Origin of the sequence: Maribellus sp. CM-23 (assembly GCF_021354595.1) — a bacterium.
In the GTDB taxonomy this organism is placed as follows: domain Bacteria; phylum Bacteroidota; class Bacteroidia; order Bacteroidales; family Prolixibacteraceae; genus Draconibacterium.
In genome coordinates, this window is sequence record NZ_JADWYJ010000002.1 from 765,528 (window position 1) to 781,079 (window position 15,552).

General features: G+C 44.1%; 10 protein-coding genes. 4 read left to right on the forward strand and 6 right to left on the reverse strand.

Going from position 1 to position 15,552, the window contains the following annotated elements:
- Positions 1-22: 22 nt before the first annotated feature.
- Positions 23-2,311 carry a glycosyl hydrolase family 18 protein gene (locus INQ51_RS10405; protein WP_233377908.1) on the forward strand — a complete coding sequence of 763 codons (2,289 nt, stop codon included), beginning with the start codon at positions 23-25 and terminating at the stop codon, positions 2,309-2,311.
- Between the two features lie 12 nt (positions 2,312-2,323).
- Here INQ51_RS10405 and INQ51_RS10410 read toward each other — a convergent pair whose 3' ends face one another.
- From INQ51_RS10410 to INQ51_RS10435, 6 genes are all read right to left on the reverse strand, one after another.
- Entirely contained in the window at positions 2,324-3,382 is a 1,059-nt protein-coding gene (locus INQ51_RS10410; protein ID WP_233377909.1) for a hypothetical protein, read from the reverse strand.
- Positions 3,383-3,460: 78 nt separating this feature from the next.
- On the reverse strand, positions 3,461-4,687 hold the full coding sequence (locus tag INQ51_RS10415) for an inositol polyphosphate kinase family protein (RefSeq protein WP_233377910.1): 1,227 nt from the start codon (positions 4,685-4,687) through the stop codon (positions 3,461-3,463).
- 31 nt (positions 4,688-4,718) lie between these two features.
- Positions 4,719-5,582 (reverse strand): DUF4157 domain-containing protein, encoded by an 864-nt coding sequence (locus INQ51_RS10420; RefSeq protein ID WP_233377911.1) that lies wholly within the window; start codon positions 5,580-5,582, stop codon positions 4,719-4,721.
- Positions 5,583-5,829: 247 nt separating this feature from the next.
- The gene (fucP, locus tag INQ51_RS10425) at positions 5,830-7,260 is read right to left on the reverse strand and encodes an L-fucose:H+ symporter permease (protein WP_233377912.1); all 1,431 of its coding nucleotides are present in this window, start codon (positions 7,258-7,260) and stop codon (positions 5,830-5,832) included.
- Between the two features lie 34 nt (positions 7,261-7,294).
- Positions 7,295-8,452, reverse strand: coding sequence for a DUF6786 family protein (locus INQ51_RS10430; RefSeq protein ID WP_233377913.1), 1,158 nt, complete (start codon positions 8,450-8,452; stop codon positions 7,295-7,297).
- 109 nt (positions 8,453-8,561) lie between these two features.
- Positions 8,562-9,719, reverse strand: a complete 1,158-nt coding sequence (locus INQ51_RS10435) for a glycoside hydrolase family 172 protein (protein WP_233377914.1) — start codon at positions 9,717-9,719, stop codon at positions 8,562-8,564.
- A 482-nt stretch (positions 9,720-10,201) separates the two neighbouring features.
- On the opposite strand from INQ51_RS10435, the gene INQ51_RS10440 reads away from it, so the two are divergent.
- The 3 genes from INQ51_RS10440 (at position 10,202) to INQ51_RS10450 (ending at position 15,538) form a co-directional block, all read left to right on the forward strand.
- Entirely contained in the window at positions 10,202-10,789 is a 588-nt protein-coding gene (locus INQ51_RS10440; RefSeq protein WP_233377915.1) for an RNA polymerase sigma factor, read from the forward strand.
- A gap of 69 nt (positions 10,790-10,858) precedes the next feature.
- Positions 10,859-12,082, forward strand: coding sequence for a FecR family protein (locus INQ51_RS10445; protein ID WP_233377916.1), 1,224 nt, complete (start codon positions 10,859-10,861; stop codon positions 12,080-12,082).
- Between the two features lie 156 nt (positions 12,083-12,238).
- Entirely contained in the window at positions 12,239-15,538 is a 3,300-nt protein-coding gene (locus tag INQ51_RS10450) for a SusC/RagA family TonB-linked outer membrane protein (protein ID WP_233377917.1), read from the forward strand.
- The last annotated feature ends 14 nt before the right edge of the window (positions 15,539-15,552 follow it).

The following is a 15,552-nucleotide window of genomic DNA, read 5'->3' on the forward strand; positions in this document are numbered from 1 at the left end:
TATAAATACTGAACAGAAAAACGTGAACAAAATCGTAGCACATACCCATACATTGAAGCGAAACTTTGGCATCCTTTTCCTGATGTTTCTGCTGCTGACTTTTGGAAAAACTTTGCATGCTCAGCAAACCATTTCTCCGTCAACGATACAGTTGCAGGATACGACCAGCTTTCAGGATACGACCAAGGGACTTCTGCAAAAAGTGTTAAGACCTTTCAAATTCAGGGACAACAGAAACCGCAACGAAAAAGAGCGTGTGTACAACTACATGCTCAAACTGATTGACAAGGGCGAATTGAAAATTGACAGTACAACGGTTAAGCAGATTATCATTCAGCTCGACAGCCTGGACCAGCAAGGAAAACTCAACGAAAATGATATCCAGGCAATTTTTAAAAAGGCCGATTTAAATGAACAAGCTTCAAAAGAAGCCCGAGACTCGCTCAAAACCCTTCTTTCTGCTGTTATTCAGGCAAACGACGAGCAATCAACCGCTGAAGAACAGGAATTTAACGACGAAATTGAAAAGCTGCTGGTGCCAATAAAAAACTGGCAAAACAGTCGGGAAGATCAGACATACAGTGATACAACAATTAGCAACGATACCACTTTTTACAAAGAATATGAGCTAAAACTGCACAAAAAGATAAAGACCATCGGTTGGCACAATGCCTGGATGGAACAGGAATTTCAGCGTTATTCCTACCAATACCTGTCGGTTTTGAATTTATACGGGTATGAACTTTCTGCAACAGGCGAATGCGCCCGGCCCGACTACCTGGAAAATTTTGAAAGGCCGCAGGGAGTAATTGAGTATGCCCACGCATCAAATTGCGATGTTCACCTGACTGTTTACAGCAAACTACCGGGTGAAATCAGCCGTTTTCTGCATAATGAACAAGCTTGGGAAAAGCTCACCACAGAACTGGACACCCTCATCAAACGCCATGATTTAAAAGGAATCAACCTTTACCTGGAGGATGTTTCAATCAGCGACAGTCAGCATTTCACTGCTTTCATGAGCCAGCTTGCCACACACCTCAGGCAAAACAACAATTCTTTTGTTGTCTCGCTTTCGATACCTTCTATCACCGACAAAGCCAGCCTTGACAAGGTCAGTGCCTACAACTTCAATGCGCTGGATTCCTATGTCGATTATTACTATGTTCTCACCGACAGAATGCTCAATGGAAGAATTGGTATCTCAAGAGCGCTAAGTCCGCTTTTCCCCAGTAAAAAGTACGGCGACCGATCGATTGAAAGTACCATCAATAGCTACCAAAACAGCGGAATTCCTTCCTCCAAACTTATTGTTACCTTATCGTACCTGGGAATTGGATGGAATGTTGAAGACTTTGAAGGGAAACTCAGAAATGCAAACATTCAGAATTTGACTTACCAGACTGTGGTTGAGAAGTACCTAAATACTGACCGGTTGGGAACAAGTATTATTCCCGGATTCGACCGGCAACAAGTGGCAGCCTACCTGAACCTCATCGGCGAGAGCCCTGACAGAAACCAGCAAATATGGTACGACAATGCCCAAAGTTTGTACGAAAAATACTTGTGGACATTGGACCAGAACCTGGGCGGAGTAGCTGTCAGAGGCCTTGGTTATGACGATGGGCGACCCGAACTCTGGGACGCAATGGGTGCTGCCCTGGTTGAAATCGATACACTTCTCACCCATCAAAGAATCAGTATAGTCGACACACTCCCGGATATTACCTGGCGCCAATACCTGAAAATATTTCGGGAGGACTTTAAATGGGCGGTTGCCGTTGATCTGGAGTATTACGAGAACCTTGATGATTCAACTACCTGCGATTGCAGATTCAATGCCGACTCGGTTGCTGTTTACCACGATTCACTGATTGTGTGGCATGCCTGGCAGCCTTATTCCAGGTCTTCCGACAAGCATCTCAGCAACAAATTAAAAGACTCTCTCGTTTGCAACTCGATGTTTGTTAGATGGGATTTTTATGCCCATATCTTTCGGTGGTGCTGGATCGTGGCGGCGGGAGTTATTGCCTTGTTTTACTTTCTTTCAATGTACCTCGAACGATTCAAAATCGGAGGCAAATCAGTACTGAATGCCATAAAAGTAATCCAGGTAATTTCCTTCATTTTCTTTATACTAACAATAAGTTGCTGGTTCTATTTGTCCCCTACCATCGATCTGATCGGGGCTTCCAGTGAAGGCTCAAATATTGGATTGCTGTTCATTTCCCTGATTTTTGGAGCCATTCTGGGCTGGCTTATCCACTCGTGGTACAAAAGCGGGAAAAGCGTTCCCAAGAACCGCCCCTAAACCGATGCCTCCTTATTTGCTTTTATGAAACAGAAAATACAGGGAAAAGATGGCCACCAGGAAAGCCACCGGAAAAACAAAACGCAAAATCCGCAACAAGGGGCTTTTTTCCGACTTTTCAGTTTTACCATACAGCCGGCTGTTGACAATCACCGCCAGAATCCCCAGAAAAATAAAGACATAACCAACAATGATGATGGTTTCGATAAACGTTTGGTACGGCAACTGAGGCAAAATGGAAGCTGAATAAAAATTGAAGGCTACCACCGTGAGCATTAAGGTAAATCCGACACCTAGCTGGGTGCTAAAATCATGAATCCAGAAAATAACAAACGAAGCCATAATGATAATAAACAAAGGAAAAAGTACCTGCCACAGGTAATACCCCGTCATTCTCTCAGCCTTTATTTCAAAGACCACTTTTGAATACGTTAGTTTTGGATTTTCAGGATCTTCCGGATTATCATAAACATCTTTTTCAAGCCGGGTTCTCATGTCCTGAATGATCCAGGAACTCAGCAATTTTGGTTTCTTCTCCAATTCCGGAAGAATCCGAGGCTTCTTAAAAACCATGTAGCGCACATCAAAAGTAAATGGCTCCAGTACAACCTCGAAAACCTGCGTATCAAACGGGAAGCTTCTGAAATTCATTTCGGTGCTGAAAGCGCCAAAGAACCGTATGTCGTAAATCACTTTCCCGCTTGGATGCAGTTCAACACTTCGATTCGGGATCTCAATACTTCCCTGGATATTCATCAGTTCGAAAGCCGGCACCCAAATCGTTGAATTCATTACTTCAACAGCCACATCGTTTTCAAAAATCAGGGTGCTGGTAAGTTCCTTGCCTTCAAAGTTCCGTACCCGCTCATCATGCCAGGCAAACTCCAGGTAACCGTCAATTTGATAGGTCTCGTCAACCGAGTTGATGTTAAAAATCTTGTTGATGAATAAGGTTACGCTCATTTCCAGGGGTTTATCACTTACAGGAGGTTGCAGAACTCCATTACACCAGGCACTGGCTGACAGCAGGACAAATAAGCCAGCCAAAAGAAAAGGGTTGATCAATTTCATATTATTTAGGGTTTTGTTTTCGAACTGCCGGACAGCGCTTTACTCAAGGTGCCAACATTCCAGAAATGGGTATTTATTTTACAAGTCCTCGTTGCCAATGGACAGATTTCCTTCCCCCGTTCCACTCATGACTCCTCCTCTTTCGTTCACCATTTTCTTTCGCTTTTCTCTATCCTCTTCTGCTCTCCGTTTTCTTTCCGCCTCCCTTGCCATAGCTCGTTCTTCAAAATTGTTATAATATTCTTCTACCAGCCTTTTTATATTATCAACTCCCAGAATGATCCCGTCTCTATGCTCCTCGAACGATCGGTCGTCTCTTCTGATTGGGTGTTCAAAATCGATGGCCACTGCTTTTCCCGAATTTTCACCGGAAACAATTAAAAGGCTCATTCCCACATAAACAACATCCGTTGTATCCAGCCAATTCCGAAATGTATCCAGATCCCGATATATCTGGGCAAGAGTTGGTTTACCCGATCGGTCCAGCATCTGCTGCAACTCATCCGTATTATCACCTGTCTTTGATAACTTCCAGCGATCTTCGTCCCGGAAACCCATTTTCGACGAACCACTCCAGTAGTCCATTGCATCATGGCGAACAATCTTGGCAACTTTCGCCAATCCCTTAACACCATGCCTTTCCTGATCTGTCCCACTGGCCGTATGCTTGCCCATCTTTAGATCGCGCATTTTAGGATTTGCCATCCCCGTTGTCGCATTCGCCAACATCATAAACCCTTTTCCTCCTTCGCTCATGGTCTGTGCCATCAGATTGATTTTATCCATCTTCTCCTGGCCCGGATTTTCACCATCCGCCAGTAAGAACTGCAACGCTTCTTCCGCAGTATAAAAAGGCCCGTTAAAATCCGGCGCAATAGCAGGAGTCTCCCCGCTCCGGTATTGCGCTATCTCGGTACTGTCAGCCCGTTTTACCAACCAACGGCCAACAAAGCACAAATCCTCCTCATGTCCTGCCCGTTGAATTGTATTCGAGTTCGACTGAACAACACGCTTTGGTTTTTGGGAGAAAGGCTTCTTCTGCACCTGCACCGGATGAAGGGCGGGATTCTCCGAAGTTGCATCCACCTGAGGTTGAACTGTATTTTGGGTCATTCTTTTTAGCTGAACCGCGTAACCTGACTTCGCATGATTTCCTGCCATCGTTCCTATTTGACGCTGCAACTGCACCTCCGGACGGTTGTCTGCAATCAAAGTTTCTGATTTTTGTGTGTCTTTTGTTAAAGCTTGCCCGGGAAACGAAGCACTGTTCTTTTTTCCCGGCGGGATCATTGTATATGTGGACATATTTTTACGTTTTTAAGAACGGGAACACCGTCTATTTAAATTTGGTTTTTGAATTTCCCTGGCTAAAAGAGCCATTGGGATAGGCTGATTTATTGGCAGCCCACCAAGAATTTGCTTCAGCATGGCTTTTAAATGCCCCCACATAAGTCCACGTTCCATTCTCGGGTTTCACCCAATAATGTCTGTCCCCGACAAGCTGTTTTACCAAACCCATGTCGTTTCCGGATTCGTTTGCCAATGATTCGTATGGCTTCAGGTATTGCCTTGAATTAGTATTTGCTTTTGTCCCCATCACATCCGCTTCCGTTTCAAGACCGGGGTCATCGTTGACATTCACCTGTCCTTTCATCTGAAAGGTAGGTTTTACCCTTCCCTGTTTTTGCTGAACCACATGCCAGGCTTCGTGAGGCAAATGTTTTTCCTGCCCGGGTGCCAAATGAATATTTGTGCCTTGCGCAAATGCGTGCGCCTGCACTTTGGCCGGTTCATCAGAATTCCGATGCACTTTTACATCATCCATGCTAAATCCGGACAGATTCTCGATCCCCGATTTTAGATTGTCGGGCAAACCGGTATCGTTTTCCATGGAAGAATGTTCAAATTTTCCCTGCATCAGTTCCTCCTCTTCCAATCCCTTTTTTTGCACGGTAAGGAATTTCCCCTGAAGTAGTTCTTCTTCCTCATCCATTCGTTGAATTGCATGCGGATTAAGCATTTGCCTTAGTTGAACTGAGGCGGAATGATCCTGGCTATGCTTTGTCATCTCGTGGAGCTTTCGCTGCGTCACGGCTTCCGGACGATTATCCGAATAAGTAGATGTTGCTTTTGACTGGCGCACAACCGGCGAATGTAACGCATCCGTGCGCCTGGAAGTTTTTACCTGCAGGGATTTCATAATGGTTGACTTTATTTACTTCTGTTCTAGATAAACACAAAACTGTCTTTAATTTACAACAATTGCCTGACTTATACCAGTTTGATTGGACTTAATTAAAAAGAACCGTGTCTTTTTTCATCCAGCATTACAGAATCAGAAGTTTCTTTCAAAAAAAGCGTTTGCACGAAACTACAGGACAAAAAAAGGCCGCTGATTTTCAACGACCTTTCTGCTATAAATTTTAACCCTTTGTTTTTCTGAAGCATTAAGTGAAGTTGGTCTTTTTCTTTACACCAACCAAAATCCCGTAAAAAGCCACCACCAAAAATGCAAATGCAGGAACCCAGTAGGCCAGTTTTATACTTCCTGCCTGATCGGAAACAATTCCCTGTATTTGCGTAAGCACTGCCGCTCCGGCAATGGCCATAACCATGCCGGCTCCTCCAATTTTTGTGTCCTCTCCCAATCCGGTAATTCCCAGCCCGTAAATGGTCGGAAACATCAACGACATGCACCCCGAAACACCCATTAAAGCATAAACGCCTGCAAAACCACTTCCGTAAATGGCAATAATACAAAGTAAGGCAGCCAGCAAACCAAGTGCGGTTAGCATTACCCGTGGTCTAAAAAAGCGCATCAGCCAGGTGCAAATAAACCTGCCAGCAACAAACAATACTAACGACATAATGTAGTAGGTAGCACCGGCCTGCTCCGGTGTTCGGGGCAACAAAGGATCCAGGCCGATCTTATCGACCAGGTTGTAAAAGCCGGCCGCCACAGGCTCAACATTCCGCAATGCATAAATGATTTGGTCAGCTGTTGCTCCCGTTCCCAAAGCGGCCACAACGCCGTCGAAATTCAGCTGTTGCATTACATAGCGGATGATAAACGACCAAACCGCTATTTGCGCACCCACATAAAAAAACTGGGCTACCACTCCCCACACATAATTCCGGTTCTTTATCAGCCTGCGGAATGTTCCTGCAAAATCCAGCCGCTTGTCGTCTTCTTTCAGATGGGGCATTCGGGTTACAAATATCATCAGTAAAATTGTTACCATCACAAAGCCTACTGCCAGGTAAGTAGTGGTCACCGCATTTAATTCCGCCCCTTGTATTTTGGCCAGTTCTTCAGCCGAAAGTGCCCTTCGTTCGGCCGGGCCGAGTGTACTGAGTTGCGAAAGCACAAACACCTGGCTAATCACCACTCCGGTAATGGCCCCAAAAGGATTGAACGATTGGGCAAAATTGAGGCGACGTGTGGCTGTTTCTTCCGGCCCAATGGCATATACATATGAATTTGTGGAGGTTTCCAAAACCGAGAGCCCGGCAAACAATACAATAATGGCAAAGAGAAACATGAAAAATCCGATGCCAATGTTTTGGTTTGCAATCAGCATGGCCGGATAAAACAAAAAAGCGCCGGACGCATAAAGTCCCAGCCCAAGCATTACCCCCGACTTATAACTAAACCTTTTGATAAACAACGCTCCCGGAATGGCAAAACAACCATAGCCAATCAGGTAACAAGCTACCTGTATCCAGGCTGTTTTGGTGTCGCTCAGGCTCATGATCCGCTTGAAAGCCGCCAGCATGGTATCGGTCAGGTTATTGGGCACTGCCCACGCAAAAAACAGCGATGTAAGCAGAATAAAAGGCCACAAAATGCCTTTCGGAATTACGCGGTGTTTTTCCATGTTTAGTTCAATAGTAGGTGATTGAAATTCGGTATTAAAACGCTTCTTTTATCTCTTCAATTGTAAGATTAAACATCGATTCTGTGATCTCACTCAGGTATTTTTCGTCGCCGGTAATATGAAAAATGCGTTGTGTGTGCGACAACTTCTCGCCCGCTTTTAACATGGCCGCGGGCGATGAACTTTCAATCTCATAAAACGGTCCCATTACCGAACCGTCGTCCGTTGGCCCATCGTTGTACGAGTTTACAACATCCCCGCTCAAAGGGTCATCCTGATCGCCCCAAACCGAATTCACATACTTCCCGGGCTTTTCGGGATTCGAATACCACAGCAGGGTCAGCACTTTGCTGATCGGATCGTAGCTCCCGCAATACGGCAGCGCACGCATGGGAGGAACACCTATTTTGCTTCGGTATTTCCCGTCAACTTTAAAGAAAATGGTGCCTTCTTTTACGATCAAGCGGTCTGCCGGAACTTCACCAAAATAGTTATCGGTCACAATTTTTCCCAGCTCCTCAACACTTCCGGTTTTGTAGGGAACAAACACCACTCCCTGCTCCGATGGGTTAAACATGCAAAGCATCCACAACGACAAAACTCCGTCGGTGGAACTCCAATCATTCGCTCCCAGGTTTGACAAGCTATTCACCGATTCAAAAGCCACAAAACCCAATTCGTCATTCAAGGTCATACCCAGAGCTTGCTCCGTATGTTCTTTTGAAAGTATTTCCACCGAACGCTGAATCTCCATATCCATCACCGTTCCAGAAGCATTTTCGATCGAAAATTCTTTTTGAAAGAGCGCTTTGCTCAGCCCTTGCTCAACTATTCTGAAAGGTTCGGTATCCAATTCTTTCGGCACTACCCAGTTGGCAAAAACCTGCTCGGTTCCGGGTTTAAAATAAATGGAGAAAGGCCCTCCTTCGGGTCCCAGCCAAAGCCGTTCCTCACCACCAAAGGGGTTAAATTGAGCGCTGCGTTCACCCGACTGAAACACATCGTAATTGATCCATCCAAAACTTTTCCCGCCGTTACCCTCAGCTGTGGAAGTCATCACTCTTCCCTGAAGATTGGGAACAATCAAAACCTTCCCCGATGAGCCGTTAACGGTCAATTCCAGGTAGTCGATGTTATTTTTCTGAAAAAAAGCTACATCATAGCCATAAGTCCCTCTGTCAAAACTTTCCATTGTATCCGTTTTTGAGTTTTTCCTATTCGAATTGAATGAACAGGAAATCAGCCCCGCCAGTCCAATCCAGATGATTGCGAATTTAAAAAAGTGTAGCATAATTCAAGCATTAATTTACTTCCAGTTCCTGCCACGAAGGAAATTCGGGAAAAGTGGCGTGCGGCTCAGCCTGGTACCAGTAACTCACTGAAGCTATATCCGATTTTTGAGGCAAATAACGGTGTCCGTGGCGCCACCCCAGATCCTGGATCGTTACTTTCAGGTCTTTCTTAAAGCGAATCGGGTCGAGAATGTGCCAGCGGTACAAACCAAAACGCTGTTGCGATTTGTAAGTACCATCAGGGCGGATCACCTGATGCAAACCTGCATACGGAGTGCAGAATTCTTGGTATTGCCCCTCGCGGTCGAAATTATACGACCCGCAAAAATAATCCTCGGTACCGGTTCCGCAGATCGTCGGAAATTCAGAGTCGCCGTCCATGAAAAACTTGATCTCGCCTTCGCCCCACCAGCCGTTGTTGTTCACACCCCACGCAACGTAAGTTCCCACGTACTGGCCTTGTCCTTTTACGCCATCAAGCAAGGTATGAACCGACGTCATATTCGGATTACTGCGCCGGAACTGGGCATGAAAGTAAGCCGCATCATCAGGCACTTCCGTTAAAGTATAATCGATTTGGTAATACAGCCTCATTTCATCCTTGTCGTTGATGTTCTCCATGGTTATTTTGCATTTTTTACGAAACGGCATCGGCCAGTAGCAATTAAAAGCACTACCGGGATTTACACAAACGGCCAGCGACGAAAGCGGCGCATAAACATTCCAGCCCATGGCAAAAAAATCGCCTACCGGGCATTCAACAGAAGGTTCTTTCTCGTCGTCCCAATACATGCGAATAATGGAGAATTTCCAGTTACCGGTGGGCGTCATCCAAATGTGCTGGATGGAACCCGGCCCGTCAATTTCGGCCAGGGTAAAGGTCTCTCCCGGTTTGATAATGATAAACGGATTCACCTTCCAGCCTTGCCCCAGGTCGCGTGCCACCTCGGCAGCATTGGCTTTGTTTCTGATCCCCTTATCTTCCGGCGAGGCCATGCCTCCCTTGCCTTTCTCCCCGGTAAAATTCTCGGGACTGATCGATCTTGTCTCGGCATTTGACAGACGGTAAATATTGCCCATGTTCATATTCAACCCATCGAACGAGGTTTGGGAACTTACCTGACCTGCGATTACAATGACGGCAAGTAATACTAAAATTTGTTTCATCGACTTAGATTTTATTTGGTTTATTTATTGGTTCTTAGCACCTGAATATTGCTGAATAAATGCTGACTTCCTGCGTAACACTGCGATTCTGCCGCCCGGCAAAACAAGCGGAGAAATGCACCTCCTACCGATAACCTTTAAGGATATTTTTTAGTCATTGTTGGTTTAGCTTATCCGATTTACGGTGTATGCAATGCTGTGAAAATCACAGCTGAATGCCTATCAAATATAAGCTTAAGCATCCAAAAAAACACACGATTGTGATACAATATATTCAACAGCTTGCTTTTATATTCTTTATTTTTAGCCGGATCAAACTATTAATTGTGTTGCAACGCGCGGAAAAAAAGACCGGTACGACCAATTGTTACCTGATCTTTTATTTCGTTCATTATCAAATGTGAAATTAACAATCGCTCATTTTCAAGTTCCCCTCCCCAGTTCTAATCTATTTCTATCTTTATCCCTCTGAAGTGTCTTTTATGGGAGAGGACTATAATCTGTGGGAGAATTTCAAAAAAGGGAAAGATTACGCCGTTTCTGAAATTTATGATCGTCACGTGGATTTTTTATTCAATTACGGGAAAAAATTTACGGCTGATGAAGATATTGTATTGGATACCATTCAGGACATTTTTTTTGATTTGATTCGCAACCGTAAAAACTTAGGATCAACCGATAATATCAGATTATATCTTCTCAAAACATTCAGGAGAAAACTAATCAGAGCGTTGGAAAAGAATAAAAAATACGGAGTAATGCCCGATTTCCAGGAAGAAATAAGTCCTGATATATCTTTTTCGATTGAGGAACAAATGATTCAGGACGAAGAATCTGCCCAAAAGATCAAACTGATTACCGAAGCTCTCCATCAGCTAAATCAAAGACAAAGAGAGATTTTGTATTATAAATTCACCTGTGGTTTTGATTATCCCGAGATCTGCGAGCTCATGTCGATCTCGTACGATACCGCCAGACAATTGGTTTCCAGAACGATTCAATCACTCAAGAAGAGTCTCCCTTCAAAATTAGCTCCCTTACTTTTTATCTGTCTTTCAAAAAAAAGATAAAGTTTTAAATCTTTTTTGTCACAAAACAAATCTCATTGCCTTTTAATTGATATAAAACAAAGGCAAAAAATGTCAAATAAAAGGAAATACTCCGGTTTCTCTATCGAAGATTTATTACACGATCAGGAGTTTGTGCAGGAAGCACTAAAGCCTGACAAAATATCGTGGAACAGTTTTCTGAATAACCATCCGGAAGAGAAAAACAAAATGATTCAGGCCAAAAGAATCATTGAAGTTTTTGAGGTTTCAACCGTCCCTCTTGATCAAAATAAGAAGGCCCATGTATGGAGCAACATCAAAAATTACCATGCAGCGAACAAAGCCCCCCGCAAAATTTTCCGGTTCAGAGCTGTTGCTGCGGCAGTAATTTCGCTGTTTGTTGTAGCCGGAAGCTGGTACTGGAGTTATAACCGGCAATCTGAATGGTTTTTCGAAAGCAACAACTCAAGCGGTAAACCTGAAGTACTAAAGTCGACCCTAATTCTTTCCAATGGAGACGAAATTGCCTTAAACGAGGCCAAATCAGCTTTAACTGTTTTGGAAAGGAAACAGGCTATTCAGATCAACCACGACAGCATTGTTGCCACCAAGCCAGAAACAGAAAAGACGTCTCCCAAAGAAGAACTTAACAAAATAATTGTTCCTTATGGCGAAGAGAGCAGTCTTTTGCTGGCCGACGGTACCAAAGTATGGCTAAATGCGGGAAGCCAGCTGGCTTTTCCAATTCAGTTTAGCGAAAAAACACGCCAGGTGTACCTCGAAGGAGAAGCCTATTTTGAGGTAGCCAAAAACAGTGACAAACCATTTATCGTTTCTACCCACAACATCGATGTGAAGGTGTATGGAACAAAATTCAATATCAGCGCCTACCGGAACGATGATTATACCGAAACAGTATTGCTGGAGGGCAAGATTTCGCTGATCAAAAACAAATCGCTGCTTGGCAGGGAAACCTATATGACTCCAGGCCAAAAAGCGGTATACAACAATGCAGGGAAGGATATTACACTGGAAAAAACAAACAAACCGGAGCTCTATACATCGTGGAGGGAAGGCTGGTACGAATTCTCGGATGTTGACCTGACTTATGTAACCCACAAGCTGGAAAGGTTTTACAACGTGAAGTTTGAATACAACACTGAGCTTGTTAAAAACAGTTACCGTTTAAGTGGCAAGCTGGAATTAAAAGAATCGCTGGAGAATGTATTATCGATTCTTGCCAAGGTAACCAACACCGAATATCGTGTTGAAGCCGACAAAATAATCGTTTCGGAAGCAAAAGAAGGAGAGTAAAAATAATAAAGATGGAGAACGAGATTAGGCCCTCATTCTCCACCAAACTGTTAATCATTATCTAAAAGGTAAAAATAGATAATTCATAAAAGTATGAAAAAAAAGAGGAAATGGGACAAGTTCCCCAACGCATGGGGTTCAAATTTTTTATTGAAAATGAAATTATTGACACTGCTTATTTGCCTGGCAATGGCATCTGTTGCTGCCGATAGTTATTCGCAGCAAACCAAGTTCAATATAAATGCCAACAACATTACATTGAAGGATATCTTTCGACAAATAGAACGCGAAAGTGACTTTATTTTTGTGTACAGCGAGAATAACGTAGATCTTCAGCGTAAGGTAAATTCAACGTACAAAAATGAATCGCTGAACAAAATTCTGGATGAGATTTTTGCAGGCACCAACAATTACTACGAAGTACACGACCGGCAAATAGTGATTCTTTCCAAACCGGCTGACGCAACCATTCCGACAAAATTGAGGCAAGACGCACATACCGTGAAAGGTACGGTTACCGATCAATCGGGGCTGCCCATCCCCGGTGTTAACATTTGGATAAAAGGCACCAACCTGGGGACAATTACCGATGTAAACGGAAAATATGAAATAAAAGGCCGTTTACTTCCCGAAACCTTCCTCGAGTTTTCATTCATTGGCTTAAAAACTCAAAAGATACAGGTTGGCAGCAGAGAAATCATCGACGTAAAAATGGAAACAGAAGAGATTTCGATTGCCGACATTACCGTAAAAGGAGCTTATGGTACGGTGCAAAAGAAATCGGATATGGTAGGCTCTGCTTACCAGGTAAATGCGGAACAAATTAAATCGAGACCAGCAACCCGTGTAGACCTCTTACTGGATGGGATTGTTCCCGGCCTAAAGATCGAACCAAATACCGACTCTCCGGCAACCACCCGTACCCGCTACAATACCCGTATCAGGGGAGCAGCATCTTTGTCGGCCTCCAACGAACCCTTGTGGATTATTGATGGCACCCCCATTTATACAGGTGGCAAAACCAACCTGGTTGCGGGCGTACAAACATCCGTGTCTCCCCTGGCAGGAATAAATCCGGAAGACATTGAATCCATTACAGTACTAAAAGATGCGTCCGCCACTTCTATTTACGGGGCCAACGGGGCCAACGGGGTAATCCTTGTTACCACCAAGAAGGGTGTAAAAGACCTTCCTCCGCAGTTAACTGTCAACGCCCGCTATGGTATCTCCAGAATTGATGAATCTTCCAAAGTAAAAACACTGAATGGCAGCCAGTACCTGGAACTGGCAAAAGTTGCCTACCAGAATGCTGGGTTGGATATGAAGTATTTTCCATTTCAGGACAGCGACATGAACCAGTACAGTTCAACCTCGACCGACTGGAACGATGTTTTCTTTGAATTGGGACAGAATAGGCTACTGAACCTCACATTACAGGGGGGAAGCAATAAGTCAACCTTTTATATTTCGGGAGGCTACTACAATGAACAGCAAACGATAAAGGGCAACAAAACCGACCGGTACTCTTTCCGTACCAACAACGAAATATATGTAACGGATAAACTTTCCACTTCATTCATTTTATCCGCAACATACACTGTCGACGATATTTTTAACATGGGCCGGGATTATTATGAATTTCTTCCGATCTACACCCCCTACAATCAGGATGGCACTTATCGGCTTTACAATAAAATCGTTGACGGTAAAACTGCTAACGACGAACCGAATTGGACCTCTAAAAAATTCTTTAACAGTGTAGCGGAACGAGAGCAGAACGATTACCGACAGAGGGCTTTTATGTCGAACGCAAACTTTATCCTGACCTATCAGGTATTGGAGGGACTGAAACTTACTTCGCAATTGGGAATGGACTACCAAAGTCGTTTCGAGGATATTTACAAGGCACGCAGCAACTGGTCGGGGATGAATTCGGATGGCACACCCATTGGCATTGCCTACCGCTCGCACATGAATACCCTGTTTATTACCAACATCAATCGTTTCAATTATTTGAAAACATTTGGTAAGCACACGGTTTCTTCATTGCTGGGGATGGAAATCAATTCAAGAAAATACCGTTCCACCAGCTCTTATGGCACGGGTTTTATAAACGACCACATAAAAGAGGTCTCTTATGCGATAGATCGGCAGGGTTCCAGTAGCGCCGATGTTGACCGGGCGATGTCTTTCTTCGGGCAGCTTACCTACTCATTCGACAAACGTCATTTCCTGAATTTTAATGCACGCGCTGATGGTAACTCCTCTTTTGGGAAAGATGTACGCTGGGGCAAATTTTACTCGCTGGGGTATTCATGGAACATCCATAACGAACAGTTCTTTAAAAGCGAGATCATCGACCTTCTGAAGCTGAAAGCAAGTTACGGTACAAACGGAAATTCACGCCTGGGAAGTCAGGAAGCCCTTGGTATTTATTCTTACGGCGATTCGTATAATTATTACAACGAACAGGGAACGGTTATGACAAGAACACCGCAACCTACTTTAAGCTGGGAAACAACCTACATGGCAAATATCGGATTCAGAATACGGCTATTTGACTTTGTGGACATTGATGCAGAATGGTACAACAACAAAACCACCAATCTTTTAAGCAAGATGGATGTATCCCGGACGACCGGAAGCACCAGCATTACCCGTAATATCGGTGAAATCAGAAACAGGGGTTACGAAGCGACTCTTTCCTTTGATTGGATAAAGAATACAGATCTGTACTGGAGTACAAATATTAATCTTTCGCATAACAAAAATATCCTGCTCAAATTATATGACGGGATCGTAAAAACAGTTAATGAGAAGCTTTGGAAAGAAGGCGAAGGTATTGACACCTATTACCTGGTACGCTGGGCAGGCGTTGATCCGCGCGACGGAGCGCCACTCTGGTACGATAAAGACGGGAATATTACCCGAACCTACAGTTACGACAACCGGGTAACCGGTAAATCATCCACACCCGATTTAACCGGTGGTTTTACCAATACCTTGGGCTACAAAAATTTCACGCTGTCAATGTTATTCAATTTCGAAATAGGCGGCTACGCATTTAGTTCCTATGCCCGTAACGTAGTTTCTGACGGGCTAAACATCATGTCGCAAAATCAATCGGTTAACCAGATGGATTATTGGAAGGAACCGGGAGACATGGCGCTCAATCCCAAACCCATTTGGGGTGTTTCTACAAAATCCGCCATGAACTCAACCCGTTTCCTATACGAAAAAACCAACCTGCGGCTGCAAAACATCGCTCTTACCTATGATATGCCCAAACACTACCTGGAAAGAATAGGAATAGAAAGGGCCAGCATAAGTTTAATCGGCGACAACCTGGGAATCTGGACCCGCCACGACAGCAAAACCAGAAACTCGTACCGCCAGTTAATGCGTGGTTTCCCGCTCGAAGAAATGTATTCGGTAAACCTGAACCTGACGTTTTAAAAGAAACAAGCCAG

What these genes read in the sequence shown, in the direction of transcription:
- INQ51_RS10430 (WP_233377913.1), bottom strand. Translation starts at nt 8,452, where the DNA reads ATGGAAAGTTTTGACAGAGGGACTTATGGCTATGATGTAGCTTTTTTT.
- INQ51_RS10420 (WP_233377911.1), bottom strand. Translation starts at nt 5,582, where the DNA reads ATGAAATCCCTGCAGGTAAAAACTTCCAGGCGCACGGATGCGTTACAT.
- INQ51_RS10450 (WP_233377917.1), top strand. Translation starts at nt 12,239, where the DNA reads ATGAAATTATTGACACTGCTTATTTGCCTGGCAATGGCATCTGTTGCT.
- fucP (WP_233377912.1), bottom strand. Translation starts at nt 7,260, where the DNA reads ATGGAAAAACACCGCGTAATTCCGAAAGGCATTTTGTGGCCTTTTATT.
- INQ51_RS10440 (WP_233377915.1), top strand. Translation starts at nt 10,202, where the DNA reads ATGGGAGAGGACTATAATCTGTGGGAGAATTTCAAAAAAGGGAAAGAT.
- INQ51_RS10410 (WP_233377909.1), bottom strand. Translation starts at nt 3,382, where the DNA reads ATGAAATTGATCAACCCTTTTCTTTTGGCTGGCTTATTTGTCCTGCTG.
- INQ51_RS10435 (WP_233377914.1), bottom strand. Translation starts at nt 9,719, where the DNA reads ATGAAACAAATTTTAGTATTACTTGCCGTCATTGTAATCGCAGGTCAG.
- INQ51_RS10445 (WP_233377916.1), top strand. Translation starts at nt 10,859, where the DNA reads ATGTCAAATAAAAGGAAATACTCCGGTTTCTCTATCGAAGATTTATTA.
- INQ51_RS10415 (WP_233377910.1), bottom strand. Translation starts at nt 4,687, where the DNA reads ATGTCCACATATACAATGATCCCGCCGGGAAAAAAGAACAGTGCTTCG.